Below are 26836 nucleotides of genomic sequence, written 5' to 3' on the forward strand. Positions count from 1 at the left end.
CCCACCCCCTCTACGACCCCACCCCCCCCCGCGGGCGCCCCCGCCCCCCGGCGGCCCGCCCCCCCCCCGTCGTTGACCGAGGTCGCTAGCCGATGATCAGGCCCGTGCAGAAGATGTTGTGTTCGCTGCTGATGCCGAGCACCGCGCACATCACCGAGTTGAAGGCCGTCGACGATCCCGCGTCCGGGCCCGCGGTCGGGTCGCCGGTCTGTGCGGACGCGGTGCCGCAGGCGAAGGCGGCGGTGATGGCAAGCGTGGCAGCGGTGGTGCGAACGATCTTTTTCATAGGGGAATCCTCGTCGGCCGACCGGGCGCGGGCCAGCCCGCAACTCTGGGGGGACGGCGCGCGGTAATCTCACCGCATGGGCGTATTGATCGCGGTGGAAGGGCTCGACGGGGCGGGTAAACGCACGCTGATCGATGGGCTGATCGCCGAGTTGTCCGGAAAAGGGTTGCGGGCGGACAGTCTGGCCTTTCCGCAATACGGGCACTCGATCCATGCCGATCTCGCGGCGGAAGCGTTGCGTGGGGGCCATGGTGACCTGGCGGGGTCGATCAACGCGATGGCGATCATGTTCGCGCTCGACCGGGCCGCCGCAGGCACGGAACTGTCGGACCTGTTGGGCGGCAACGACATCGTCATCCTGGACCGCTGGGTGGCTTCCAACGCCGCCTACTCGGCCGCGCGGGCGCATCAGGATGCCGATGGCGAAATCGTTTCGTGGGTGGGCGATCTGGAGTTCGGCAGGCTCGGATTGCCTGCGCCCGATCTCACCGTGCTGCTCGACGTGCCCACCGAGGTGGCGGCCGAACGTGCCCGTCGCCGTGGCGAACTCGACGACGCGCGCGCCCTCGATGCCTACGAACGGGACGGCGGTCTGCAGCAGCGCACGGGGGAGGTCTATCGTGAACTCGCCGACCGCGACTGGTTCGGCCGGTGGTGGACATACCGATCCGATGACGATAGGCCTGCGTTACTCACCCTCTGCTCGGAAATTTCCTCCGGATAAGGTTGGATACGCGACGGGTTCGCACCATTAATGGCGTGGCGGCCCGATCCTGGCCTGGGAGATGACAACATAGGACTATGAAGCCCAAGATTCTGGTCGTCGACGACGATATGGCACTCGCTGAGATGCTGACCATCGTCTTGCGCGGGGAAGGGTTCGACCCGCATGTGGTGGGCGACGGCACACAGGCCCTGTCAGCGGTGCGGGAGATCCGCCCCGATCTGGTTCTGCTCGACCTGATGCTGCCCGGCATGAACGGCATCGATGTATGCCGGGTGCTGCGGGCCGATTCCGGCGTTCCGATCGTCATGCTCACCGCCAAGACCGACACGGTCGATGTGGTCCTCGGCCTGGAGTCCGGCGCCGACGACTACATCGTCAAACCGTTCAAGCCGAAGGAACTCGTCGCCCGCGTACGAGCGCGCCTGCGCCGCACCGAGGACGAGCCCGCCGAGCTGCTCTCGATCGCCGATATCGTCATCGACGTGCCCGCGCACAAGGTGACTCGCGGCCCGGGGCAGATCTCGCTCACCCCGCTGGAGTTCGACCTGCTGGTCGCGCTCGCGCGCAAGCCTCGTCAGGTGTTCACCCGCGAGGTACTGCTCGAGCAGGTGTGGGGTTACCGGCACGCCGCCGACACCCGTCTGGTGAACGTGCACGTGCAGCGACTGCGCGCCAAGGTCGAGAAGGATCCGGAGAACCCGGAGATCGTGTTGACCGTGCGCGGTGTCGGTTACAAGGCCGGACCGCCGTGATCGGTCACTGCGGGGCGCCGCTGTGACCACTGGTCCAGTGGCGCAGCTGCGGCGGTGGGCGAGCCCGATCATGGCCTGGTTCCAGGCCGTCGGGACCGCACTCGGCCATCTGTGGCGCCGGTCGTTGCAGCTGCGAGTCATCGTTTCGACGTTGACCCTGTCGCTCATCGTGATCACGATCCTCGGGGTCGTGCTGACCGGTCAGATCACCGACCGGCTCCTCGAAGCCAAGATCAACGCGGCTGTCGAGGAGATGGATCGTGCCCGCAGCACGATCGAGAACAAGCTCTCCGGCGTCCCATCCGGCAACAGCCAGGAGCAGCAGCTCGCCGACGCGCGAGCCGCGCTGTCCAGCCGCGGTGGCACCGGTCAGTCCACCGGCGCGGCGGGTAGTTTCGACTCGGCGCTGGCGATGGTCGGCGGCACTCCGCCCCACGAGATCGCGGCGGGCCCGCTCTCGGAGGTACCGCAGGAGCTGCGCCGATTCGTCCAGCGCAACCAGGTCTCCTACCAGTTCACCACCGTCGCCGACCCCGACGGCTACCGCGGGCGCGCGCTGATCATCGGCAGCCCGAGCGCCGAGGTGGCGACCCTGGAGATCTACCTGATCTTCCCGCTGGCCAGCGAGGAATCGAGCCTGTCGCTGATGCGCGGCACGATGCTCATCGGTGGCGTGGTCCTGCTGGTGCTGCTCGCCGCGATCACCGCACTTGTCACCAGGCAGGTGGTGCTGCCGATCCGGTCGGCGGCGCGAATCGCGGGCCGATTCGCCGACGGCCGACTCAAAGAACGCATGCTGGTACGCGGCGAGGACGACATGGCGCGCTTGGCGCAGGCGTTCAACGAGATGGCCGAGAGCCTGTCGAACCAGATCACCCAGCTCGAGGAATTCGGCAATCTGCAGCGCCGCTTCACCTCCGACGTCAGCCACGAACTGCGCACCCCGCTCACCACGGTGCGCATGGCCGCCGACCTCATCCACGGCTCCAGCGACGATCTCGATCCCGCCCTTGCCCGCAGCTCCGAACTGCTCGTCAACGAGCTCGACCGGTTCGAGGGCCTGCTCAACGACCTGCTCGAGATCTCCCGCCACGACGCGGGTGTGGCCGAACTGCAGGTCGAATCGCTGGATGTGCGGATGTGCGCGCGTGCCGCGATCTCCACGGTGCGCCACCTTGCCCGCGACGCCGAGGTCGAGGTGGTGATCGATCTGCCGGAGGAGCCGGTGGTCGCCGAGGTGGACCCGCGCCGCGTCGAGCGGGTGCTGCGCAACCTGCTCGCCAATGCGATCGACCATTCCGAGGGCAAGCCGGTGCTGATCCGCATGCGCGGCGACGCCGAGGCCAATGCCGTCGCGACGGTGGTGCGCGATCAGGGTGTCGGGCTGCGGCCGGGCGAGGAAAAGCTGGTGTTCAACCGGTTCTGGCGCTCGGACCCGTCGCGCGTGCGTCGCTCGGGTGGTACCGGGCTGGGCTTGTCGATCAGCGTCGAGGACGCGAATCTGCACGAAGGCAGGCTCGAAGCGTGGGGCGATCCGGGTGTCGGCGCGAGCTTCCGGCTGCTGCTTCCGATGGTGCGCGGCCGCAAGCTCGGGCAGAGCCCGCTCGCGCTGGAACCGATGCTGCGCAAGGTCCCCGCGCTGCCGGAAGCCGAGCCCGAGCCGACTATCGTCGAAGTCGAGCCTGCCGGAGCCGAGCCGGCGGAGGACCCATCGGGCGATGTCGAGCCGACTGGAGCCACCCCGCCGGATGTCGATCCGGCTGTCACCGACCCGACGGCTGTGGAGCCGGGGGCTGCCGAACCGCAAGACACCGACCCATCGGCGAACGAGCCCGGCATCGAACCGCCCGCCGCGGGCGCGCACCCGGCGACCAACGGCCGCGACCCCGCCGACGCCGACAAGCCGATGCCCACCGAAACCGGAGACGGGAAGTCATGACCAGTGGTGATCGTCGGGGTCGGCACGGCGCCGCACTGGTAGCGGCGGTTCTGGCCGGCCTGATCGTGCTCACCGGTTGCGCCAGCCTGCCCGAGTCCTCCGCACCGCAGGCCCTCGGCACGATCAACCGCGCCCCCACCTCGGAGGGGCCGACCCCGCCGATCTCCGGCCGCGACCCCGACCTGTTGCTCGGCGACTTCCTCACCGCCAGCGCCGACCCGACCAACAAGCACGCCGCCGCCCGTCAGTACATGGCGCCGGAGACGGCGGCAGGCTGGAACGACGAGGCGAGCACCACCATCGTCGACGACCGCCCCGACACCCTGCGCGAGTCACGTTCGGGCGACAAAGCCAGCTACGTGCTGCGCGCGCGCAAAGTCGGTGAGCTGGCGGGCGACGGCGGCTATCGCGCCACCGAGGGCACCCTCGAGAACAAGATCGAGATGAGCAAGATCGACGGCGAGTGGCGGATCACCGAGCTGCCGCCGGGCGTCGTGATGGACAACGACGCCTTCGTCAAGTCCTATCACCGCTACCTCCTGCACTACATCGACCCGAGCAATTCGCTGGTCGTCCCGGATCCGCGCTGGATCTCGGTGCCACGCTCCCAGCTCACCGAGCAACTGATCGGCATGCTCGCCGAAGGTCCGCAATCGACGATCGCGCCCGTGGTGCGTAACCCGCTGGCGCAGCCGGTTTCGCTGCGCGGTCCGATCACCAAGGCCAACAACGAACCGGGCGATGTCGGGGTCGGCATCGGTGGGGTGCGCATCGACTTCGCCGGGCTCGGCGCACTCGGCCAGCGCGAGCGCGAACTCCTCGCCGCGCAGGTGGTACTCACGCTGTCCGGTGCCGACATCCTCGGTCCGTACGTGCTGCTCGCCGACGGTAAACCGCTCGACGACCGGTACACCAACGGCTGGTCGGTGGCCGATGTCGACCAGTACAGCGCCTCGGCGCCCGGCCAGAACCGGATCGGCCTGCACGCCCTGCGCAACGGCACGCTGGTTCAGGTCACCCCGGACGGCATCGTCACGCCGAGCGGGTCCTTCGGCGAGGCCACCAACCTGCAGTCGATCGGCATCTCGGCCGACGGCCAGTTCGTCGCCGCGGTCGCCGACTCCGGCAAACCGACGCCCGAACCCGCCCGCACCCTGCTCATCGGCAACTACGGCGCCAAGGCGTTCGCGGTCGCCGAGGGCGCGAGCATCGCCCGCCCGTCCTGGACCAGCGACGGCGGCGCCGCCTGGACGGTGATCGACGGTGACCGGGTCATCCGGGCGGTCACCGATCGCGCCACCGGCAATGTCTCCACCGAGAATGTCGACATCTCGGCCCTGTTCGAAGGCGCAGGCGTCCCGCGGCCGCCGATCAGCGAGGTGGTGGTCTCGCGTACCGGCGTGCGTGCGGCGCTGATCGCCGACGGCAAGGTCTACGTCGCGGTGGTCGAACGGCGTCCCGACGGCAAGTACGCGCTCACCTCCCCGCTGCCACTGGCGCTTGGCCTGAGCTCGCGCGCGGTCTCCCTGAGCTGGGTCACCGGTGACACCATCATGGTCGCCCGCGAAGGCAACGTCGACCCGGTCTTCACCGTCTCCATCGACGGCTCCCAATTCAGCGCGGTGACCTCGCAGAACCTCACCCCGCCGGTCCGGGTGGTGACCGCGGCCCCGGCCACGCAGTACGTGGCCGATTCCCGGGCCGTCCTGCAGCTCCAGACCGCCGATCCGACCCGCAATGACCGTTTCTGGCGCGAGGTACCCGGATTGACCGGAGAACAGGTTGTGCCGGTCCTGCCGAGCTGAGACATTTGCGGCTGGTGCCGCAGTTCGCCTAGCCCGAAGCGTGTCGGTGCCCGATGTCATACTCCCTCGCTATGAAGGCGCTGCTGGATCTGATCCTGCCCGACCGGTGCGGCGGCTGCGGTTCGCCCGGCGAGAATTGGTGCGCCGAGTGCGCCGCTGAACTCGGCCGCGGTCCCGTCCGGGTGCGGCCGCGCGCCGATCCCGGTGTTCCGTGCTGGGCGCTCGGCCCCTACTCCGGCGTGGGCAGGCGGGCGGTGCTGGCGGCCAAGGAGCACGGCCGACGCGACCTCGCCGCCCCACTCGGGCTGGCACTTGCCCACGCACTGGCCCGCTTGCGCGCCCCCGATTGCCCACTCCTGCTCGTGCCCGCACCCAGCAGAACCGCGGCTGCCCGTCGCCGTGGCGGTGACCCGGTGGCCCGCTCGGCCGCGGTCGCGGCACGGTGGCTGATCGATTGCCGAACCGCGCCGCTGCTGCGGATGGGTCGCGGTGTCCGGGATTCGGTGGGCTTGACGCAGCATGAGCGCACCCACAATCTGCGCGGCAAGATCATGACCGTCGCGGATCCGGCCGAGTGGGTCGCCATCGGCGCGAAAGCGCAGGTAGTGCTGGTCGACGACGTGCTGACCACCGGCGCCACCGCCTGCGAATCGACACGTGTTCTTAGCCGGATCGGCATAGTTCCGCGGGCGGTTTTGGTGACCTGCGCGGCTTGACGGAGGAAAGTTCGCGTGAACAGTGGCGGACTTGCCGATGGCGGACTAGCGTCGCGAGCACACACCGAACCACAAGTTTGGGAGGTGGTGCCGCGGATACAGGTGCCGGGCGATTCCCGATCGGCACAGCTCAATCCCGCCGCCCTACGTTCGTAGTTGTGCGGCCATATCCGGGAGGTACGCGTGACGACTTCTTCACGGGCATCAGTGCAAGATGCTGAACCCACGGCACTACAGAACGGTGCCACCGAGACGATCGATATGGAGACCCCGAACGCCGAAGTGGTGGTCTCCGGTCGAAATGTCGAAATCCCTGACCACTATCGAATCTACGTCGCGGAGAAGCTGTCTCGGTTAGAGCGCTTCGACCCGTCGATCTTCCTCTTCGATGTGGAACTGTTCCACGAACGCAATCGTCGTCAACGCAAGGCCTGTCAGCGCGTGGAGATCACCGCGCGCGGCCGTGGACCGATCGTGCGCGCGGAGGCATGCGCCGACAGTTTCTACGCCGCGCTCGAATCGGCCACCCAGAAGATCGAGAGCAGACTGCGCCGGTCCAAGGACAAGCGGCGCGTCGTGCATTACGGCGACAAGACGCCGGTCTCGGTCGCGCAGGCCACTGCCACGCTGGTCGACGAGTCGCTGTTCGCTCAGCCGGACGGTTCCGCTGCCCACGACCACGACGAGGCGGTCGACGAATCCGGCCCCGGCCACATCGTGCGCACCAAGGTGCACACCGCGACACCGATGTCGGTGGACGACGCCCTCTATCAGATGGAATTGGTCGGCCACGACTTCTTCCTGTTTCACGACAAAGAGACCGACCGTCCGTCGGTGGTCTATCGCAGACACGCCTTCGACTACGGCCTGATCAAGCTGGCCTAGAGCCATGACCGATCCGGGCATCCGCTTTCGGCGGGTGTCCGGATCTTGTTCAGCCGCCGAAGGTTTCGTGATGCACGGCCTCGGTCAGTGACCGTCCCGTCCGCCACCCGAAACGTTCCAGATCCGGCACCTGCTGGAATGCGCTGACCGGCCCAACGCACAGCCAGGCCACCGGCTCGATCCCGACGGGCAGACCGACGAGTTCGCGCAGGAACTCCGGATCGTAGAACGACACCCACCCCACCCCCACCTGCTCCGCGGTCGCCGCGAGCCACAGGTTCTGGATGGCGAGCACGGTCGAGTACACGCCTGTCTCCGGCACGCTCGCCCGCCCGAGGACCTGCGGCCCGCCACGCGAATCATTGTGCGTGACAACAATTCCCGTGCCGCTCTCGACGATCCCGTCGATCTTGATCGGCTCGAATGTCGCCGCCCGCTCGGCGGGCAGCGACGCACCGAACTCGACCCGCTTGTCCGCCACGTGCTCGGCGAAACGGCGCAGCGTCTCGGCCTGGCGAACCACGACGAAGTCCCACGGCTGCGAGTTCCCGACGCTGGGCGCACGATGCGCGGCGTCGAGGATCCGCAACAGGGTGTCGTCGTCGACGGGCTCGCCGGTGTACTCGGCGCGCACGTCACGACGCAGGCGGATCGCGTCGTAGACGCTCAGTTGGTCGGCATTCACGCCGACCATACAACCGCAGCCGCCTCAGGCCACCGTGCGGCGGGCCAGCTTACGACCGGCGGCCAGCGCGGTGCGCAAGCCCTGGCGACGCCCGGTCATCGGGTCGATCGTGGGAGTGGTGTTACCGGCGAACAGGCGCTCGGACTTGGTCTCCGGCGCGTCGTCGGCGGTGTGGCGCAGGTACTTGTTCGGCAGCGAGAGCTTGAGGATGGTGCGCCACGACTTGAAGTACTGCACCGGCAGCGAACCGGTGGTGTAGGGCAGGTCGTACTTCTCGGCCAGCTCGCGCACCCGCACCGCGATGGCGGCGTAGCGGTTGCTCGGCAGGTCGGGGAACAGGTGGTGCTCGATCTGGTGGCTGAGGTTGCCGCTCATGAAGTGCAGCAGCGGTCCGCCGCTGATGTTGGCGCTGCCCAGCATCTGGCGCAGGTACCACTCACCCTTGGTCTCGTTCTCGATATCGGCCTTGGTGAACTTCTCGGCGCCATCGGGGAAGTGCCCGCAGAAGATGATCGCGTTGGTCCACACATTGCGCATCACGTTGGCGGCGATGTTGGCGGTGAGCGTGGTGAGGAACGAGGGGCCGGTGAGCAGCGGGAAGACCACGTAGTCCTTGGCGGCCTGCTTGCCGATCTTCTTCAGCACCAGCGTGCGGTCGGCCTCGAACTGCTTCCACTCGGGCGAGTCCTTGGCCCACTTCTTCTTGGCGACCTTGCCCAGCTCGAGGTGCTGGATCGCGACGCCGTACTCGAACAGCGCCTGCAGCAGGAGGTTGTAGACGGGATTGCCCAGGTAGAACGGCATCCAGCGCTGGTCGCGGGTGACGCGAAGCAGGCCGTAGCCGATGTCGTCGTCCATGCCGAGCACGTTGGTGTACTTGTGGTGCAGGAAGTTGTGGGTGATCTTCCAGTGCGCCGACGGGCCCGCGTTGTCCCATTCCCACGAGGTGGAGTGGACTTCCGGATCGTTCATCCAGTCCCACTGCCCGTGCATGACGTTGTGCCCGATCTCCATGTTCTCGATGATCTTGGCGGAGCCGAGCAGGGCGACACCGGCCAGCCAGGCCGGGGGCAGGAAGCTGGCGAACAGCACCGTGCGGCCGCTGATCTCGAGTGCGCGTTGTAGCCGGATGACATTGCGGATATAGCGCGCGTCGGCCGCTCCGCGCGAGGATTCGATCTCGCGGCGGATCGCATCGAACTCCGCGCCTAGAGCTTCGACATCCGCTGCGGTGAGGTGCGCGTATTCCTTGACATCCGAGATCGCCATGGCGGCTACAGTACCGTAAGTTACGAGAGCGTAGGTTGGCGATTTTCGGGACGAAATGTGTGATAAGTCCTATTGCGCAATCGAGATGTAAATGTTATCAGGCGTGGCGAGCCATTCGGCGAGCTGCCTTGGCGCGCAGCACACCCCGCTCGCGCACAGCGCGTTCGCCGAGCGCCCGCTTGGCCTCGCGCAAGGCCAGCTTCTCCTGCCGTGCTCGCGCCTTGAGCGCGGTCTTCGCCTCGCGCAGCACTTCCTTCTCGTGCCGTGCCTTGATCTCGAGCGCGACCTTCGCATCGTGCAGCGCCGAACGCAGACCGAAACGCTTACCGGTCTCCGGGTCGACCCGCAGGCTGTCGGGTAGCGAGATGCCGGCGAACTTGCGCTCCGACGACGTCTCGGGGGCATCGTCGGCGGTGCGCTTGAGGAAGCGGTCCGGCAGCGCCAGCTTGTGGATGGTGCGGAAGGCCAGCAGGTACTGCTTGCCCAGCGAGCCGGTGGTGTAGGGCAGGTCGTACTTGTCGCACAGCTCGCGCACCCGTACGGCCACCTCCGAGTACCGATTGCTCGGCAGGTCGGGGAACAGGTGGTGCTCGATCTGGTAGCAGAGGTTGCCGCTCATGAAGGCCATCACCGGACCGGCCTTGAAGTTGGCGCTGCCGAGCATCTGGCGCAGGTACCACTCGCCCTGTGTCTCGCCGTCGAGCTGTTCGGCGGTGAACTTCTGCGCGCCGTCCGGGAAATGCCCGCAGAAGATGACGGCGTAGGCCCACAGGTTACGCACCAGGTTGGCGGTGGCGTTGGCCTTCAACGTCGACTTCCAGGCAGGCCCGGTGATCGCCGGGTACAGCACGAAATCCTTGACGACCTGACGACTCATCTTGCGGTAGAACTCGATGTCGGGCGGCGAGGTGACGGTGCCGCCCTTGACTCCGGCCAGTTCCTTCTCGATGCCGAGATCGTGTAGCGCGATGCCCCACTCGAAGGTCGCGGCCAGCAGCAGGTTGGCGGCGGGCTGGGCCAGGTGCAGCGGGCGCCACGGCTCGTCACGGGTCATCCGCAGAATGCCGAAACCCAGATCCTCGTCCTTGCCGAGGACGTTGGTGTAGGTGTGGTGCGAATAGTTGTGCGCGCGCCGCCACTGCGCCGACGGGCCCGTCATGTCCCACTCCCAGCTGGTGGAGTGGATCTCGGGATCGTTCATCCAATCCCACTGGCCGTGGCTCACATTGTGGCCCAGCTCCATGTTCTCGATGATCTTGGCGACCGAGAGCATCGCGGTACCACCGAGCCACGCCCAGCGGTTACGGCTGCCGAACAGCACCGCGCGCCCGGCGACCTCGAGTGCGCGCTGGGCCGCGATGGTGCGGCGGATGTACTTCGCGTCGTGTTCGCCGCGCGAGGTCTCCACCGAGCGGCGGATCGAATCGAGTTCTTTCCCCAGTGTCTCGATGTCGGCCGCCGTCAGATGGGCGAAGGCCTGGATATCGGTGATGGCCACCGGGGGTCCTCCTGTGTTTACGAGCGGCTGGTACCGCGGTCAGTCCAGATCGAGGCGACCGAGAACCGGGCGCTGCGCGCCTCGGGTTCGCGCCCTCGATGCTGTTCGGCCTGTCAGTGATCCTAAGTCGCGCCCTCAGGCAACGATCGAAGCGAGGGGCCTAACCGATTGCCGCCGGTCACCGGTTGTGCCCGACGCATGCTTCGAGGGTACCCGCTCGACGGTTCGGCAACCGGTTAGATGTCGAGCGTGCAGTCGCCCGCGGCGGCGGAAATGCACGTTTGCACCTTGTCACCGGGCTGACGTTCGTCGCCGTTGCGCAAATCGCGGGCGTGTCCGGCGGAGAGGGTCACCACGCAGGTCTGGCAGATGCCCATCCGGCAGCCGAAGGGCAGCTGCACGCCGACGGATTCACCGGCTTCGAGCAGGCTGGTGGCGCCGTCGACGGTGAGGGTGCGCCCGGTGGTGCCGAACGTCACGGTGCCGCCCTCGCCGATCGCGGAGCGTTCCACCTCGAAGCGTTCGATGTGCAGCTTGTCGGCCACACCCGCGTTCTTCCAGTGGTTCTCGATCGCGTCGAGCATCGGGGCCGGTCCACAGGCCCAGGTCTCGCGTTCGCGCCAGTCGGGGTAGAGCTCGTCGAGGCTGGCCAGGGAGAACAGGCCCTGCTCATCGGTGAGTTGCAGGTGGGAGACGAAGCTGGGGTGCTTGTCGTGCAGGGCGCGCAGTTCGGCGCCGAACATCACATCGGCGTCGGTGGGCGCGGAATGGACGTGCACCACGTCGTTGACGCCGTCACGGCGGTCCATCGTGCGCAGCATCGACATCACCGGGGTGATACCGCTGCCCGCGGTGAGGAACAGCACCTTCGCCGGCGGCGGCTCGGGCAGCACGAACCCGCCCGCCGGTGCGGCCAGCCGCACGATGGTGCCCGCGGCCACCCCGTTGACAAGGTGGCTTGACAGCTTGCCCTCCGGCATTGCCTTCACCGCGATGGAGATGAGTCGTTTGCCGCCCTCGCCGGTCCAGTCCGGGGGGCAGGTCAGCGAGTAGGAACGCCAGTTCCAGCGGCCGTCGATCAGGATGCCGATGCCGATGTACTGCCCGGGGCGGTATTTGAAATCGAAGCCCCAGCCCGGCTTGATCACCAGGGTCGCCGAGTCGGCGGTCTCCTTCTGCACCTCGACGATGCGCCCGCGCAGCTCGCGCGCCGACCACAGCGGATTGGCCAGGTGTAGATAGTCATCGGGCAGCAGGGGAGTGGTCACCCGGGCTACCGCGCCACGCAACACGTTCAGCTTGCCGCCGCGATCGGCGACCTGCGCCGCCGGTGCTTCGAGCCATTCCCGGAACTTATTGAGGACCATGCGCTGCGATTTCTCCCTGTCGTGCATTCGAGCCACCGTGGGGTGACTCGCTCGCAGCCAGGTTACGGCATCGTAGGTTGAGCGCTAGTTGTGAACATTGGGCAACCGGGGCCCCGGCCGCCGAAAACTACAACAGCTCGAGCAGGAACGGCAGCTCCTGCGGCGCGTACCAGGCAAGCTGATGGTCCTCGGCGTCGCCGAGGACGAATTCGGCATCGGTATCACCGAGGTCGGCGGCATCGATGACGTCCACGGCCTTGGCGACCTGCGGCTCTGCCTCGGCAAGGTCGACATGCACCGCGGCGACCTGCTTGAAGCTGATCGGCCCCGACAGCTTCACCACGGCGTCGTCGAGATCGGGCCGCAGCTTCGCCCCCGGCACATCCGCCGCGATCACCGCGCGCCGATACACCGGGCTGCCCGGGTTGGCCGCTTCGCCTTCGGCGCCGTCGTCCGGATCGTCGAGCCCGTCGCGCTCGGCGGCGATCAACCGCATGGAGGCCCGTGCGGCTTCCTGCATCGCCACTTCGGCGAGTTCCTCGTCGTCGCCCGCGGCGTAGGCCTCGCGCAGGGCGGGCGTCACGGCGAACGCGGTCGCGCCGAGCGGGAGCAGCTGCTGCTCGTCGACGAGCAGGCGCAGCAGCGGGATCGTCGCCGGGATGTAGACGCGCATCGTGTCGTTCTCAGAGACAGGCACCGAGCAACTCCTCCATCGATTCGTGCACCGATGCCGCGAGAACATCGATGTCGGCCATGGCGTCGCGGTCGGCGTTGAGTCCGTAGAAGACCTGTCCGTCGTACGAGGTGAGCCCGAAACTCAATGTCTGATTGCGCAGCAGCGGCGATACCGGATACATCTCCAGCATGCGTGCCCCGCCGATGTACATCGCGGTCTGTGGTCCCGGCGCGTTGGTGATCACCAGATTGAAACTGTTGTCGGCGAAGGTACTCGCCGCCCGCACACTCATCGCGTGCAGGCTCGCGGGCGCGAATCCGGCCAGGTGCACGAGCGTGCGGGCCCGCACCCCGCGGCGCTGCCTGCCCGCGGCCTCGGTGGCGTGCGAGATGTGCGAGAGGCGCATCGTCGGATTCGGTTCGCCCACGGGCAGATCGATGAGGAACGAGGACACCTCGCTGGCCGGGGTCAGCTGGTTGTCGCCGTCGACGTAGACCGACATCGGCACCACCGCGCGCAGATTGGTCGACTCGACCAGTGCCTCGTTGCGGGAGAGCAGCCAGTTGCGCAGCGCCCCGGTGACCACCGCGAGCACCGCGTCGTTGATCGAGCAGTCGAAATGCCTACGGATCGTGCGGTAGTCGTCGAGATCGGTGCGCACCACGTCGAAGCGGCGGCTGCGCGAGGTACGGGCGTTGAGCGGGCTGTCCGGCGCCGCGCTCGAGGTCGCCGCGCGCACCACATTGGCCGCGGCCTTCACCGCCATTCGCGTGCCGCGCACCACCCCGAACGCGTTCGATCCCGCGTCGCGCATCACGCCGTAGGCCTCGCGCGGCTGCGCGGCCAGCTGTGACAGCGCCCCGGCCAGTAGTTCCACATCGGTGGGTTCGCGCGGTGCCCGCCACGAGTCGTCGGCCAGTTCGCGCGGCAGCGGGGAGTTGTCGAGGATCACGTGACCGATCTCGAGGGCGGTATCACCGTCGACGAGCGCCGAGTGCGACTTGGTGAACACCGCGGCGCGCCCGTCGGCGAGCCCTTCGATCAGATACATCTCCCACAGCGGCCGCCCCTGATCCAGGGGTCGCGACGCGAGCCGGGCGACGAGGTCGTAGAGCTGGCAGTCGCTGCCAGGACCGGGCAGCGCGGAGCGCCGGATGTGATAGCTGATGTCGAAGCGACTGTCCTCGACCCAGACCGGCCTGCCCATGGCGAGTGGGATCTCGCGCACCTTGCGGCGGTAGCGCGGCACCAGCGGTAGCCGGGATTCCACCAGGTCGACGAGGCGTTCGTAGTCCAGTACCTGGCCCTCGGCGTCGGGGGAGGAGTTGTTCAGGATCGCGAGAGAGCCGATGTGGATCGGGTTGCTGCTCGACTCGAGCCGATAGAACGACGCGTCCTGCGGCGTCAATCTCGTGATCACGCGCTCCGAAGCTCCTTCCGGTGCCGTAGCACGCTTCGCGCGCCCATGGCGCTGATCGGGCACGCGCTACATCCTACGTCACGGCAGGTGAATCGCAGTGCCGGGCAACGAGGCTCGCCGGGCGTCGTGACCTGGGGTAATGACTGCACCGGTACATCGGGCACGGGTCCGCGCCGCCGGGTACGGTGGTCTGCGGACTACCATCGCCGTTGAACACAACTCCGACCAGAGGACTGACGAGACCCGTGCCTGCGCTGACACTGACGAGGTTGCTACGGATTGGTGAAGGTCGCATGGTCAAGCGGCTCTCGAACCTCGCCGATGAGGTCATCGCGTACGGCGACGAGATCGAGGCGTTGACCGACGACGAGCTGCGCGCCAAGACCGACGAGTTCCGCCAGCGCTACGCCGACGGGGAAACCCTCGACGACCTGCTGCTCGAGGCCTTCGCCGTGGCGCGTGAGGCGTCGTGGCGGGTGCTGAACCAGAAGCACTACAAGGTTCAGATCATGGGCGGCGCCTCGCTGCACCTGGGCAATATCTCGGAGATGAAGACCGGTGAGGGCAAGACCCTGACCTGTGTGCTCCCCGCGTACCTCAACGCCATCTCCGGCGACGGCGTGCACGTGGTCACGGTCAACGACTACCTCGCCAAGCGCGACGCCGAGTGGATGGGCCGCGTGCACCGTTTCCTCGGTTTCGAGGTCGGCGTGATCCTGGGCGGGATGACCCCCGCCGAGCGTCGGGTGGCCTACGCCGCCGACATCACCTACGGCACGAACAACGAGTTCGGCTTCGACTACCTGCGCGACAACATGACTCACTCCCTGGACGATCTCGTCCAGCGTGGTCACAACTTCGCCGTGGTCGACGAGGTCGACTCGATCCTCATCGACGAGGCCCGCACCCCGCTGATCATCTCGGGCCCGGCCGACGCCTCGTCGAAGTGGTACGCCGAGTTCGCGCGCATCGCGCCGCTGCTGAAGAAGGATGTCCACTACGAGACCGACATCAAGAAGCGCACCATCGGTGTGCACGAGGCGGGTGTGGAGTTCGTCGAGGATCAGCTCGGCATCGACAACCTCTACGAGGCCGCGAACTCGCCCCTGGTGAGCTACCTGAACAACGCCATCAAGGCCAAGGAGCTCTACCAGCGCGACAAGGACTACATCGTCCGCGACGGCGAAGTGATCATCGTCGACGAGTTCACCGGCCGCATCCTGGTCGGCCGCCGCTACAACGAGGGCATGCACCAGGCGATCGAGGCCAAGGAGAAGGTCGAGATCCAGCCGGAGAACCAGACCCTGGCCACGATCACCCTGCAGAACTACTTCCGCCTCTACAGCAGGCTGTCCGGCATGACCGGTACCGCCGAGACCGAGGCCGCCGAGCTGCACTCGATCTACAACCTCGGCGTGGTCCCGATCCCGACGAACAAGCCGATGGTCCGCAAGGACCAGGCCGACCTGATCTACAAGTCGGAAGAGGCCAAGTTCGCCGCGGTCGTCGACGACGTGACCGAGCGGCACGAGAAGGGCCAGCCGGTCCTGATCGGTACCACCAGCGTGGAGCGCTCGGAGTACCTGTCCAAGCAGTTCACCAAACGCGGTGTTGCCCACTCGGTGCTGAACGCGAAGTTCCACGAGCAGGAAGCCCAGATCATCGCCGAGGCCGGCCGCCCTGGCGCGGTCACGGTGGCCACCAATATGGCCGGTCGTGGTACCGACATCGTGCTCGGTGGCAACGCCGACATCATCGCCGACATCCTGCTGCGCAAGCAGGGCCTCGACCCGGTGAACACCCCCGACGAGTACGAGGCCGCCTGGCACTCCGCGCTCGAGCAGGTCAAGAAGCAGACCGAGGACGACGCCGAAACGGTTCGTGAGGCCGGCGGTCTCTACGTGCTCGGCACCGAGCGCCACGAGTCGCGTCGTATCGACAACCAGCTGCGTGGTCGTTCCGGCCGTCAGGGCGACCCGGGCGAATCCCGCTTCTACCTCTCGCTGGGCGACGAGCTGATGCGCCGCTTCAACGGTGCCGCGCTCGAGGCGATCATGACGCGCCTGAACCTGCCCGACGATGTCCCGATCGAGGCGAAGATGGTCTCCAAGGCCATCAAGAGCGCGCAGACCCAGGTCGAGCAGCAGAACTTCGAGATCCGCAAGAACGTTCTGAAGTACGACGAGGTCATGAACCAGCAGCGCACCGTCATCTACGGCGAGCGCAACCAGATCCTGCGTGGCGAGGACATGGAGGGTCAGGTTCAGAACATGATCACCGACGTGACCACCGCCTACGTCGACGGCGCCACCGTCGAGGGCTACGTCGAGGACTGGGATCTGGACAAGCTCTGGACCGCTCTCAAAACCCTCTACCCGGTGACCCTTGACCACAAGGAACTCACCGGCGAGACCGCCACCGGCGACGCGGGCGAACTCACCCGCGACGAACTCCGCGAGACCCTCCTCGAAGACGCGCACAACGCCTACGAGAAGCGCGAACAGGAGATCGACGGCCTCGCGGGCGAAGGCGCCATGCGCAACCTGGAACGCCAGGTCCTGCTCTCGGTCCTCGATCGCAAGTGGCGCGAACACCTCTACGAGATGGACTACCTCAAGGAGGGCATCGGCCTGCGTGCCATGGCCCAGCGCGACCCGCTGGTCGAGTACCAGCGCGAAGGCTTCGACATGTTCGCCGCCATGCTGGAAGGCCTGAAAGAGGAGTCGGTCGGCTTCCTCTTCAACCTCCAGGTAGAGGTCCAGCAGCCCCAGCCCGAAGGCGTCTCGATCGACAAGGGCCTGCGTTCCCCCGTCGGCGCCCGCCCCCAGGACACCCCCACCGAAACCCAAGCCCCACCGGCCTTGCGCGCCAAGGGAATCGGCGACCAAACCCCCCGAGCGATGAACTACTCGGGCCCCGCCGAAGACGGCCACGCCGAATCCCATTCCGACGCCCAGGAATACGGCGGCGGCCAGCAGTCCGGCACCCGCCGCGAGCGGCGCGAAGCGGCCCGCACCGATTCGAAGGGCAAGCGCCGCCGCTGAGGCAGAGCTAGCTGATCAGCACGACCGAGGCCTCCGCTTTGTGCGGGGGCCTCGGTCGTCTTCCCGCCTGTCAGTCATGCATGTATAATTGCATGCATGGTTGCCCTCCAGATCCGTGACGTTCCAGAGCCTCTGCGTGATCAGTTGGTTGCGCTGGCGCAGCGACGAGGGCAGTCGCTGCAGGCTTTCCTCTTCGACCTGGTCCGCGATGAAGCTCGCCGTCAGGACAACATCGCGGTACTCAAACAGTTCAGTCCCGCGACGTGGGATGTTGCCTTCACCGCCCAGGAAGTCGTGGTTGCCCTGGATGCTGAACGCGCGGAGCGTGATTCGGTGCTGGATGGTCCGGAGATCCGCGAGTGATCGTGGTCGATGCCTCGGTCTTCGCCCATACTCTCCTGAATCCAGCACCCCTCGGTGATACCTGTCGCGCCGCCTTGGAAGCCGACAATCGCTGGATCGCCCCCCAGCATTGGACCGTCGAAGTCCTATCGGTGATTCGCCGCTTCACCCGTGCGGGCACCATCAGCACCGAGCAAGCGGCCCGAGCGGTAACCGCCCTGGAGAAACTCGACCCCGAAGTTCCCGTTACCCGTGTTCTCGTCCCCAGGATCTGGGAACTGCACGACAATCTGACCGCCTACGACGCCGCCTACGTCGCCGCGGCCGAGGCCTACGGTTGCGACCTGCTCACCACCGATGCGCGATTGGCGAACGCGCCGGGGATCAACTGCACAGTGCGCGTTCTGACAGCCCCGGCGGGTGCTTCGCCGCGATAGATTACTACCCGGCCTGAATTGCGGGTCGCTCTTCAGCTGGCGCGGTGGATCGGGTGGACTCGGGAGAGGGCTCGTTTGGCTTCGGCGAGGGAGATCATCTGGTCTTCGTCTTCTATTTCGGCGACGGCCGCTTCGGCCCATTCCCGGAGCAGGGTCGACACGCCTACGCGGCGTTCGTCGGCGAGGGATTTCAGGCGGCTGTGCAGGCCGAGGGGGAGGCGGATCGACGTGGTCACCATGATGTCTTCGTTGACGGGAAGGCGTGGTGGGGCGTCGGTGGGCTCGTCGGAGAAACTCAGCCGATCCATGAAGTCGGCGAGTTCTTCTTTGCTGGACGGAAGTCCTGGCTCGCTCATGATCGGATCTCACTTTCCCACTGCTCGAATTGCGCCAGTTCCTCGGCGCGCATCGTGCGTGCGCCGATGATCACCCACGTCCAGTCCTCCCGCTGTCGCATCACCACGATCAGCGGACGGCCGGCTGTGGTGCGCCCCCACACCGTCAAAACGGTCACCTGGCCGTCGAAGGCCGGGCGTGGCCACCGTCGTGACGCTGCGAGGACCTGCCGAACCTCGCTGGGTTCGATGCCGATCAGGTGAGCGATCGCCCAATCAGGCCACTCGAAACCCATAAGTCCATAATACGCATGTAGTAACACCATGTGAAAGAGCTGAGTATCGAGCGGGCGCCGGTTGGATACGCTCGCGTGACACAGTTGCCGATACAGGGGAGGCCGCGTTGGGTGAGGTGATGCGGCCGTTGTCGGCATCGGAGCGGTGGTTCTGGCTCGTCGATCAGTTGTCGCCCGCGAATTGCGTCGTCCGATTGCGGGTGCGCGGCCCGATCGGCGCCTATCGTCTCGAAGAGGCCACCGACGCGCTGGTCGCGGAGTTTCCGCTGCTGCGGACAACGGTTGTCGACGGCCCGCGTTTCGCCCCGTCCGCCGACCCGCACCTACCGGTCCTGCACCGCGTGGCCGAAGACCCCGACGAGTGGCGCACGGTCTTCGACGAACAGCTGGCCGAGCCCATCGACCTGGCAACGGCACCGGGACGGCTCATCGATATGGCATGGCGCCCAGGCACTTCCGAGGAACACCACGACCTGATCCTCGTGATGTCCCACGTTCTGGTCGACGGCCGCTCGATGACGTCATTGGGTTGGCGAATCCTCGCTTACGCCTTCGGATCTCCCCTCCGCACCGCCTCGCGCCCACCGATACCGGCCCCCGACGACCTCATCCCACCCGCGCAGACTCGCCTTTTACGCTGCCTACGCACCAACATCACCGGCCAGCTCACCGCCATGGCACGCCGCCCGACCAGCCTCCCCGGCACCCCGCCACCGCTCCCGATCCGCCGCACCCGCACCGTGATCCGCACCATCGAGGGCGCTGCGCTGACCGACCTTCGCACCCGCTGTCACCAGCACGACGTCACCATCAACGCCGCCTTGACCGCTGCCCTGGCCACCGCCCTCGGCGAACTCGCTCCCCGCCCTTCCGGCGTCGCGGGCATCGGCATCCCGGTTGACGTCCGCACCCGCCTGAACCCACCCCCGGCCGACGACGAGCCCGGCATGTTCACCGCGGTAGTCCCGACTTTCGTGCCCTACGGCCCGGCCCACTCCCTCTGGGAAGCGGCCCGCGCAGCGAAAACCCAACTGGCCCACCGACTAGCTAAGAACAACGACCTCACCGCCCTGGCCGCCATCCGCTACGGCTGCCCCCGCTCACTCGAATCCGGCAGGCGCACCATCGAACTCATCGACCGCCGGGCTCCCTGGAACGTCACCCTCAGCAACCTCGGAAAACTGACGCCACCCGAAACCCCTGAGCCCCTGCACATCACCGCTCTCACGGTCGCCGGAACGAACTCCTGCGCCAGCGCCCTCACCGTGGCGGTCGCCACCCTCGGCACCACGATGTCGATCACCTTCTGCTACGTCGACACCATGCTCCCGCGCACAACCATCGAAGCCATGGCCGACCGCACGATCCGCTCGGTCACTCGCTGAGCAGCCCGCGCACCATCTCCCGTAGTGCCGCCCGGTCCGGTTTGTTCGTCCGTCCGCTGGCCGGAATTCGATCCACCACCACGATGTCATCGGGGACGGCCGTGGTGTCGATGACCTGCGGCAGTCGTTCGCGAAGTAGCGCCACGATGTCGCCGGACTCCGGTTCGGCGACGACGGCGAGCACGATTCGCTCATCGCCGATCTCATCCGGTAGGCCGACCATGATCGCCTCCCGCACCCCGCCGATCGCGGTGATCAGCGGTTCGTACAACCCCGGGTAGATGTTGGTCTTGCCCCGGATCATCATGTCCTTCTTGCGTCCGGTGAGGACCAGTTCCTTGCCGTCCCAGCGCGCGAGGTCGCCGGTCGCGATCTCGGTCAGTGGCTCGGCGCCGAGATATCCGCGACACAGATTCGGGCCGGACAACACGAGTTCGCCGTCGTCGGCGATCCGCGCCGTCACGCCCCGTACCGGTGCCCCGAGCAGATCCCCGTCGTGTGCGAGCTTGGCGGTGCCGGTCGCGACCGCCACCGGCAGGATCTCCGTCATTCCATAGATCGCGAGAAACTCGGTGTCGGGCAACGACTTGCGCGCCCGGCGAAGGAGTGCGGAGGTGACCGGTGCTCCGCCGAGCGCCACCTGACGTAGGTGCGGTGGCGCCGCGAGGTCACCGGCTTCGACCGCGTCGAGCGCGACGGCCAGATCGGCCGGGGTATAGAACGCGTGGGTCGCGCTCCGCAGATTCCGGGTGAATCGGACCGGGTCGATATGCGTACCGAATCGCGGATATCGCGGCATCGCCCACCGTGCCCCCGCCATCAACGCGGGCAACCCCATCATGAGCTGCTCGGTGTGCAGGAAGGCGCCGGGCGCGAGACCGGTCTTTCCGCCCATCGCGGCGAGCCCCGCGCTCAGCGAAGCACGGGTGTGCACAACGGCTTTAGGCTCATCGGTGGTTCCGGAGGTGAAGACGATCAATGCCGCCGCGGCAGGGTCCGCGGCAGGCAGGGTGGTCTCGCGCGCATCGCCGGTGAACCGCCGCAGCGGAATCGACCCGAACGGTGTGCCGGGCACCCACACACCACTGTGGATATGCCGAACATCGAGCGCGCCGAACCGCGGCAGTTCCAGCCCCTTCTTGCGCCCGAACCCGGCGAGCGGCCCACTCACGGCGTACAGCAGCGATTCCGTTGCTGCCCAAGTAGGTTCGACCACGCCGACCCGTTTAGCGAAGAGCTCTGGCCCCACACCGGGGTCGACGAACACGATCGTCCCGCCCGCGGCGATCACCCCGAAGATCAACAGCACCGACGACACACTCGGCCGGATCGAGAACAGCATCCGGTCACCCGGCGCGAACCCCGCCTCGCCGAGATTGTGCGCCACCCTGCCGACGGTATCGACCAGTTCCCGATAGGTGAGCGCGCGCTTGCCGACCGTGCCGAGCGATGACGCGTCCGGAATCCGTTCGGCCTGCGCGGCAAGCCTTTCGAGAAAGTCGGTCACCGGTGCTCCCCTCGATAGTCGACAGCGGCAGGCGCGTTCACCGAATGTCGACCACCTCGGGCCGGTACCGATGATCGGCGTACCAGGCCAGGGTCTTGCGAATACCCCAGGCACGCACCCGCCGATTCGAGCCGTACACCCGCACGTCCCGGCGCAAACCATAGTCGGTGGTGATCGTGCGCACCGCATTGACCAGTGCCCGATCCTCGTGCAGGTCCTCGATCGCGGTCCGCGGGAATCCTCCTGCCGCAACATATAATTCGGCGGTGATCGCCATATTGCACCCCGGCGTCATGACATACGGCCCGAGGTACTTCGGATCCCGATTTCCCGAGCGCACCTTGCCGAACGCCGACGCCACTTCCAAGGCCACCCGAATGATCGTGCGGTCGATCCACGAAACACCTTCGTCGGTGCGCGGAATCAGCTGACCGCTGACCAATCGCAGCCCGGAATCGAACCCGGCCTTGATCCGCCGCGTCCAGTCGGGGGCGGGCAGGCAATCGGCGTCGGTGCGTGCGAGGTAGGTGCCACCTTGTGAAATCGCGTGCCGCATACCGGTATCGGCGGCAGCGCCGGTGCCCTTCTGGTGGTCGTCGATGATCACGATGCGCGGCACCGGATGTCGCGAAGCGAATGCGCGGACCACCTCGACGGTGCGGTCGGTCGAGTTGTTGTCGACCACGACCACCGTGAAATCTGTGTCCTGTTGCGCTGCGATGGCATCCAGCGTCTTGCCGATGCCGAGTTCCTCGTTGAAGGCTGGAATCACCACCCACAGATCACTCACGCGTCCTCCAGCAGCTGATCGAGCCCGCCGACCTGGTCGACCCAGCGGTGGAAGTTGTCCAAACCGGTCGCGAACGGCACCGTGGGCCGAAAGCCGAGTTCACGCGACGCTCGCGAGATGTCGTAGGTCGCCGACCGGGTGACGAGCGCGACCGCGTACCGCGACAGCGGGGGAGTCCACCGCTGCGCGACCGCCGGTATCCGCCACAGTGTTTCGATCGCCGCCAATGCCGCGCCCACCACAGGCGCGGGTACCGTGACGCTCGGCCCGGCCAGCGAGAACCGTGCCGCTACGGCGTCCAACGTCGGCCACACCGAAATCGGCTCCGCATCGGCCACGAAATACGCACGTCCACCGATCTTTTCGGCTTCCAACGCGCGGAAGACGGCGTCGACGAGATGGTCGATGTAGCACAGTGAAGCCTGAACATCGCGTCCGCCGGAAAGGTCGGGCAACCGCCCCTCCCGCAACTTCGCCAGCAGCTGGACGATCGGCCCACGCCGATCCCCCGGCCCCCACACCGCCCGCGGCCGCAACGAACATGTCGTGAACCCCGGGGTATCGGACGACAACACCAATTGCTCTGCAACAGCCTTGGTTTCGCAATAACTGTTCATAAATCGCGCGGGGTAGGGCACGGTCTCATCGATCCCCACCTGATCCCCGCCATCGGGCGCCATCAACGCACTCGGGCTCCCGATGAACACGAACCGTCGCACCCCGGCCGCCGCGGCTTCCTGCACCAGTCGATCGGTCCCCGCCACATTCACCGCGAAGAATTCGGCGGGCCTGCCGAATTCGCCGAGCAGGGCCGCCGCGTGCACAACGGCGCGCACCCCGGCCACCGCCGCCGCCAGCGCACCCGCGTCCGCGAGATCGGCAACCGCCACCTCGACACCCGCAGGCGCCGACGCCGGATCCCGGACCATCGCCCGAACCGGCACCCCACGCTCCACCAGCCCGCGCACGATCGCCCCACCGACGAACCCGCTAGCGCCGGTTACCAGCACAGTCATCGCGCCACGCTATCCCCTCGGCGAATGGCGCTTGCCGCGGCCGGGCGAAGCCGCCTCGATCACCGTTGCGCCTCGCCCAGCGTCTTCCACCAGGTCGCGCCGAGCAGCATTGTCATCACGGCGGCGCGACGTCCCGAGATGCCCCGTTCGGCGGCCACTTTCCGCGCCGCCGGGATCTGCGCGGCATGCACCCCGACACTCAGCACCACATCGATCCAGAAGGCCACCCGCAACCACTTGGCCCGGAACGGCCGCACCACACCGACGATCAGAAATACCCAGCCGACCACCGGAATCGACCGCAAGGCCAGCACCGTTCCCCGGCTCGGCACCCCCGCCGTGGTATCGGCGGCGGACGCGCGATGGCGGCCAGGTTTCGGCGTATTCACCGGATCCGGAACAACATGCAGAGAGCGCGTCACCGCACACCAACCCCTCGATAGGTCACCGCCGCCGCGGTGGGTCCACCGTCAGCGGCTACGAACAACAACGGCCGATCGGCCAGTCCCGCATCACGTGCGGCCACGAACGCGGCGGTCAGCGCGGAAGTGTGCGCGTCCGCAGTGAAGTCGTCGGTCACCACTGCACCCACGCCGAGCTGGGCAGCCAGTTCCCCGGCGAAATCCGCCGTCGGTTTGCCGCACAGCAGCACCACCTGCGCGGCGTCGATACCGTCGGCCGCCAGCGCTTCGCGCGCGGCGATCGTGGCGTGTTCGACGAGTTCCGCTGTTCCGGTGAGCAATTCCACTGTCAGCGACGAGCGACCTTCGGCTCCCATCGCGGACAACTTCACATACCCCTGTGGATCGGGCAGCACGTCACCAGCGCTCACATGGACGCCGCCGAAACCCGCGGCCTCAGCGGAATTCTCGAGGACGAAAGCCGCTCCGACAGGCTCGAACGCGAACTCCGCGTCGGCCAGCCCCGACGGATGCGCATCGCCCGAAACCACAACCACATGCCCGGAAGGCAGGTCGGCGAGCAACGAGGCGGCCACCCCCACCGCGTTCACTACCCCGCAGGCACCGTTCATCAGATCGAACGACAGACACGGCACGTCGCCGCGCCGATAGTCCAACCCGATTCCCGCGGCCTGCTGGATCAGCGCCGCGACCGCCGGTTCCACGAGGTTCGCATCGCGATAAACCCCCACGTTGATCAGCGCGTCGACCTGCTCGGGCTGACAACCAGCCCCCGTCAACGCCGCGCGGGCGGCCTCGGCCGCCTGACCCACCGAACTGACGCCGCCGCTGCGCGTCGTGGCTGAAGAAATGATGATTCCCATACTGTCCTATACCCGCAGATCGCCGATTGTCACCGACAAGAATCCGGCGACCACCCCGGAAGCCGCCGGTACCAGCAATACTCTCGACCCCGGCGCGATCAGTCCCTGCCGCAACGCGTCGTGCAACACCACGAAATGTGAGGTCGACGCGGTGTTGCCGTATCTGTCCAGCACCGCGAGCCCTGGTGGCATCGCCGCATCGAATTCGCGCTCGGCGATCTTGTTGATCAATTCCACGGCAGGGCCGCTGAATTGGTGATGGATCAGGTAGTCGTAACTCTCCTCGGCGAAGCTGGAACCGCGGGCGGCGAGGAACTCCAGCTGCCGCGAGGTCCACAGCAGGTACCTGGACTCGTTGTGCATCGCGCGATTGTCGGTGTAGAGCGCGACCCCCGGTCCCTGGTCGCTGGGCATCCCGAGGCACAGCTTCGCGAAAGCGGCGCTGGTGTTGAGCTCCACGTAGTCGAGGCCTGGCCCGTCGGTACCGTCGAGCACCACGGCCGCTCCGGCATCACCGACGGTGAGCGAGGCGAACTGCGGGTCGTACTTCTGCGAGATCTCCCGCACCGCGGTATCGGCGATCGGCGTGATGCATTCCCCCGACACCACCATGCCGCGACGCACCGCGCCGGATCGAATCATCCTGTCCAGCAGCAGAACTCCGGTCATCATCCCGGCGCACGCATTGGACACGTCGAAGTGGATCGCCCGGTTCGCCCCGAGCACGGTGCGCAGCATCAGGGCGAACGACGGTTCGAGGCAGAAGTCCTCGCCGCGGGTCCGGGTGATCGAGCAGGAGATGATCACATCCAGATCGGCGGCGTCGTAGCGCGAATTGTCCAGTGCGCTACGGGCAGCGGCGAGGGCGATGGTGAACGAGTCCTCGGATTCGCCGCGCACCCTGCGCGCCCTGACCCCGCTGACCTTCTCCAGATCCAGCGGCGCGTCGACAGCCAGCTGCGCCAGCAACTCCGCCGTGGTCACTTCCATGGCCGGCAGATACGCGCCGACGGCTTCGATTGTCGATCTCACCATGCTTGTTCACTTCCAGATATCGCGTGATGCACAGATCACCACCAGCGCATCTCGCCGATCCTAGCCACAGACCTTCACTAATCGGGCCTGGTCGATTAGATTGTGCCGGGGTGTGGAGCTCTGCCCGACGCCATGAACTAACCCTACTCGCCGCAGGTCAACCCTGGTTGCCTGGATTATTGCTGCTGGGCAGGTTCGCGCGGCCGATCCGCAAGGTTCGCAAACTCGGCTGGTTCGTGGCCGATCCGCTGGTGGCCCGCCAGATCTACAACGACAGCACGCATTTCAGCATCGTGTCCGAGGGTGCGGCCGGGCACTGGTGGGCGCAGGTCATCGGCGACTGGGTCGAGGATCTGTTCGAAGGGCCTGGCCATACCGACCTGCGGACCAAGGTGCGCGACCTGTTCACCCTCACCCACACCGACGCCCTGGTCGAGCGCGTGATCGGCCCCGAGCTACGTGACCTGCGCGAGCGGCTCGCCGCGGGGGAGACCGTCGACATCGCCGCCCGCGCGCAGATCCTGGTCGGCCGCAGCGTCTCCGACCTGGTCGGCATGCGCCCCGAAGACATCGCCGCGGCCATCGGCGGCGACTACACCGACTCCACCGACCACGACGCCCTGTTCCTGCGGCTGTTCCATCATGTCGAAGAGCTGGTCAACCTGGGTTTCGGCACCATGGCCTCGACGACGCTCGACCCCGTCGCCCTGGCGCGCGCCCGCGAGCTGGCCACCCAGCTCGCGGTGAATGTGCCCGATGCGTACGCCCGCGCCGAGCCCGACACCACCCTCGGCCGCTGCCGTGAACTGGGATTGGCTGTGGAGCACGCGGGCGGCTTGGCGATCCTGATGGCCGTGGCGGGCACCGACACTCTCGCCAGCGCCATGACCAGAATGGTCGCGATCATGCACGACACCGGCGAGCATCGCGCCCTGCTCGCCGCGCCCGACCGGCTCCCCGACGCGGTCCGCGAGACCCTGCGCGTCACCAGCCCCGCCTACCTCGTCGGACGCTCGGTCACGGCGGACGTCCGCATCGCCGACCGCGACCTCCGCGTCGGCGAACACGTCAAGATCCTCACCTGGACCATCAACAACGCCGCGGGTGAGTTCCGCGTCGACCGCGACTACAACCCCGAAACGCGCCAGCTCTGGTTCGGTGGCGGCCGCCACCTCTGCCTCGGCGCCCAACTCGTCCACTCCGAACTCACCGCGCTACTCGAAGCGCTGACAGCCGATGGCCGTCCGTGGGAGATCGTCGAACGTCGTTACCGCAGAAAGGTTTTCATCCCCACCTACGAGAAGCTGCGTATCCGTCTCGCACCGTGAACTCCCACGAA

Annotated in this window: 26 protein-coding genes; 11 read left to right on the forward strand and 15 right to left on the reverse strand. The window is 67.0% G+C overall.

Going from position 1 to position 26836, the window contains the following annotated elements:
- Positions 1-85 precede the first annotated feature (85 nt).
- Complete coding sequence (locus ACFWPX_RS06730) at positions 86-286, reverse strand: hypothetical protein (RefSeq protein WP_378916799.1); 201 nt, start codon at positions 284-286, stop codon at positions 86-88.
- Between the two features lie 76 nt (positions 287-362).
- On the opposite strand from ACFWPX_RS06730, the gene ACFWPX_RS06735 reads away from it, so the two are divergent.
- The 6 genes from ACFWPX_RS06735 to hpf all read left to right on the forward strand — a co-directional run bounded on the left by ACFWPX_RS06735 (position 363) and on the right by hpf (position 7110).
- On the forward strand, positions 363-1010 hold the full coding sequence (locus ACFWPX_RS06735; RefSeq protein ID WP_378916796.1) for a dTMP kinase: 648 nt from the start codon (positions 363-365) through the stop codon (positions 1008-1010).
- A 77-nt stretch (positions 1011-1087) separates the two neighbouring features.
- Complete coding sequence (gene mtrA / locus ACFWPX_RS06740; protein ID WP_056813049.1) at positions 1088-1765, forward strand: MtrAB system response regulator MtrA; 678 nt, start codon at positions 1088-1090, stop codon at positions 1763-1765.
- A 70-nt stretch (positions 1766-1835) separates the two neighbouring features.
- On the forward strand, positions 1836-3704 hold the full coding sequence (gene mtrB / locus ACFWPX_RS06745) for an MtrAB system histidine kinase MtrB (RefSeq protein ID WP_378917009.1): 1869 nt from the start codon (positions 1836-1838) through the stop codon (positions 3702-3704).
- Positions 3701-5509 carry an MtrAB system accessory lipoprotein LpqB gene (gene lpqB, locus ACFWPX_RS06750; protein ID WP_378926523.1) on the forward strand — a complete coding sequence of 603 codons (1809 nt, stop codon included), beginning with the start codon at positions 3701-3703 and terminating at the stop codon, positions 5507-5509. The genes mtrB and lpqB overlap by 4 nt, the downstream gene beginning before the upstream one ends.
- A gap of 71 nt (positions 5510-5580) precedes the next feature.
- Positions 5581-6225, forward strand: coding sequence for a ComF family protein (locus ACFWPX_RS06755; protein ID WP_378926525.1), 645 nt, complete (start codon positions 5581-5583; stop codon positions 6223-6225).
- A gap of 183 nt (positions 6226-6408) precedes the next feature.
- Positions 6409-7110: a ribosome hibernation-promoting factor, HPF/YfiA family gene (gene hpf / locus ACFWPX_RS06760; protein ID WP_378916788.1), complete on the forward strand. Its 702-nt coding sequence runs from the start codon at positions 6409-6411 to the stop codon at positions 7108-7110.
- A gap of 49 nt (positions 7111-7159) precedes the next feature.
- Here the strand turns inward: hpf and bluB are convergent, their stop codons facing one another.
- From bluB to ACFWPX_RS06790, 6 genes are all read right to left on the reverse strand, one after another.
- Entirely contained in the window at positions 7160-7804 is a 645-nt protein-coding gene (gene bluB / locus ACFWPX_RS06765) for a 5,6-dimethylbenzimidazole synthase (RefSeq protein ID WP_378916785.1), read from the reverse strand.
- Positions 7805-7819: 15 nt separating this feature from the next.
- Complete coding sequence (locus ACFWPX_RS06770; protein WP_378926526.1) at positions 7820-9064, reverse strand: fatty acid desaturase family protein; 1245 nt, start codon at positions 9062-9064, stop codon at positions 7820-7822.
- A gap of 97 nt (positions 9065-9161) precedes the next feature.
- Complete coding sequence (locus tag ACFWPX_RS06775; protein WP_378916780.1) at positions 9162-10562, reverse strand: fatty acid desaturase family protein; 1401 nt, start codon at positions 10560-10562, stop codon at positions 9162-9164.
- A gap of 236 nt (positions 10563-10798) precedes the next feature.
- Complete coding sequence (locus tag ACFWPX_RS06780) at positions 10799-11929, reverse strand: ferredoxin reductase (protein WP_378917007.1); 1131 nt, start codon at positions 11927-11929, stop codon at positions 10799-10801.
- A gap of 127 nt (positions 11930-12056) precedes the next feature.
- Entirely contained in the window at positions 12057-12602 is a 546-nt protein-coding gene (locus tag ACFWPX_RS06785) for a DUF6912 family protein (RefSeq protein ID WP_378926578.1), read from the reverse strand.
- Between the two features lie 10 nt (positions 12603-12612).
- Complete coding sequence (locus tag ACFWPX_RS06790) at positions 12613-14025, reverse strand: wax ester/triacylglycerol synthase family O-acyltransferase (RefSeq protein ID WP_378916778.1); 1413 nt, start codon at positions 14023-14025, stop codon at positions 12613-12615.
- Between the two features lie 245 nt (positions 14026-14270).
- Here ACFWPX_RS06790 and secA point away from each other — a divergent pair, with 245 nt between their 5' ends.
- The 3 genes from secA to ACFWPX_RS06805 all read left to right on the forward strand — a co-directional run bounded on the left by secA (position 14271) and on the right by ACFWPX_RS06805 (position 17848).
- Entirely contained in the window at positions 14271-17069 is a 2799-nt protein-coding gene (gene secA, locus ACFWPX_RS06795) for a preprotein translocase subunit SecA (protein WP_378916775.1), read from the forward strand.
- Between the two features lie 96 nt (positions 17070-17165).
- Positions 17166-17432: a hypothetical protein gene (locus ACFWPX_RS06800; protein WP_378916772.1), complete on the forward strand. Its 267-nt coding sequence runs from the start codon at positions 17166-17168 to the stop codon at positions 17430-17432.
- Entirely contained in the window at positions 17429-17848 is a 420-nt protein-coding gene (locus tag ACFWPX_RS06805) for a type II toxin-antitoxin system VapC family toxin (protein ID WP_378916770.1), read from the forward strand. The genes ACFWPX_RS06800 and ACFWPX_RS06805 overlap by 4 nt, the downstream gene beginning before the upstream one ends.
- 32 nt (positions 17849-17880) lie before the next feature.
- On the opposite strand, the gene ACFWPX_RS06810 is transcribed toward ACFWPX_RS06805, so the two are convergent.
- Entirely contained in the window at positions 17881-18204 is a 324-nt protein-coding gene (locus tag ACFWPX_RS06810; protein ID WP_378916768.1) for a hypothetical protein, read from the reverse strand.
- A complete protein-coding gene (locus ACFWPX_RS06815; protein WP_378916765.1) occupies positions 18201-18479 on the reverse strand; it encodes a hypothetical protein in 279 nt (92 codons plus the stop codon). Before ACFWPX_RS06815 ends, ACFWPX_RS06810 begins: the two co-directional genes overlap by 4 nt.
- Before the next feature lie 116 nt (positions 18480-18595).
- Here ACFWPX_RS06815 and ACFWPX_RS06820 point away from each other — a divergent pair, with 116 nt between their 5' ends.
- Complete coding sequence (locus ACFWPX_RS06820; RefSeq protein ID WP_378926579.1) at positions 18596-19864, forward strand: hypothetical protein; 1269 nt, start codon at positions 18596-18598, stop codon at positions 19862-19864.
- Here ACFWPX_RS06820 and ACFWPX_RS06825 read toward each other — a convergent pair.
- From ACFWPX_RS06825 to ACFWPX_RS06850, 6 genes are read right to left on the reverse strand one after another with little or no spacing between them, the layout of a single operon-like run.
- Entirely contained in the window at positions 19854-21371 is a 1518-nt protein-coding gene (locus ACFWPX_RS06825) for a class I adenylate-forming enzyme family protein (protein ID WP_378926527.1), read from the reverse strand. The two genes, ACFWPX_RS06820 and ACFWPX_RS06825, sit on opposite strands and share 11 nt — an antisense overlap.
- 37 nt (positions 21372-21408) lie before the next feature.
- A complete protein-coding gene (locus tag ACFWPX_RS06830; protein WP_378916761.1) occupies positions 21409-22161 on the reverse strand; it encodes a glycosyltransferase family 2 protein in 753 nt (250 codons plus the stop codon).
- Positions 22158-23177 carry an NAD-dependent epimerase/dehydratase family protein gene (locus tag ACFWPX_RS06835; protein ID WP_378926528.1) on the reverse strand — a complete coding sequence of 340 codons (1020 nt, stop codon included), beginning with the start codon at positions 23175-23177 and terminating at the stop codon, positions 22158-22160. The genes ACFWPX_RS06830 and ACFWPX_RS06835 overlap by 4 nt, the downstream gene beginning before the upstream one ends.
- 59 nt (positions 23178-23236) lie before the next feature.
- Positions 23237-23599 carry a hypothetical protein gene (locus ACFWPX_RS06840; protein ID WP_378926529.1) on the reverse strand — a complete coding sequence of 121 codons (363 nt, stop codon included), beginning with the start codon at positions 23597-23599 and terminating at the stop codon, positions 23237-23239.
- Entirely contained in the window at positions 23596-24462 is an 867-nt protein-coding gene (locus ACFWPX_RS06845) for a hypothetical protein (protein ID WP_378926530.1), read from the reverse strand. Before ACFWPX_RS06845 ends, ACFWPX_RS06840 begins: the two co-directional genes overlap by 4 nt.
- A gap of 6 nt (positions 24463-24468) precedes the next feature.
- Positions 24469-25497: a 3-oxoacyl-ACP synthase III family protein gene (locus ACFWPX_RS06850; protein WP_378926531.1), complete on the reverse strand. Its 1029-nt coding sequence runs from the start codon at positions 25495-25497 to the stop codon at positions 24469-24471.
- A 167-nt stretch (positions 25498-25664) separates the two neighbouring features.
- Here ACFWPX_RS06850 and ACFWPX_RS06855 point away from each other — a divergent pair, with 167 nt between their 5' ends.
- Entirely contained in the window at positions 25665-26825 is a 1161-nt protein-coding gene (locus ACFWPX_RS06855) for a cytochrome P450 (RefSeq protein WP_378926532.1), read from the forward strand.
- Positions 26826-26836: the final 11 nt, after the last annotated feature.

Origin of the sequence: Nocardia sp. NPDC058518, assembly GCF_042719655.1 — a bacterium.
Lineage (GTDB): Bacteria > Actinomycetota > Actinomycetes > Mycobacteriales > Mycobacteriaceae > Nocardia.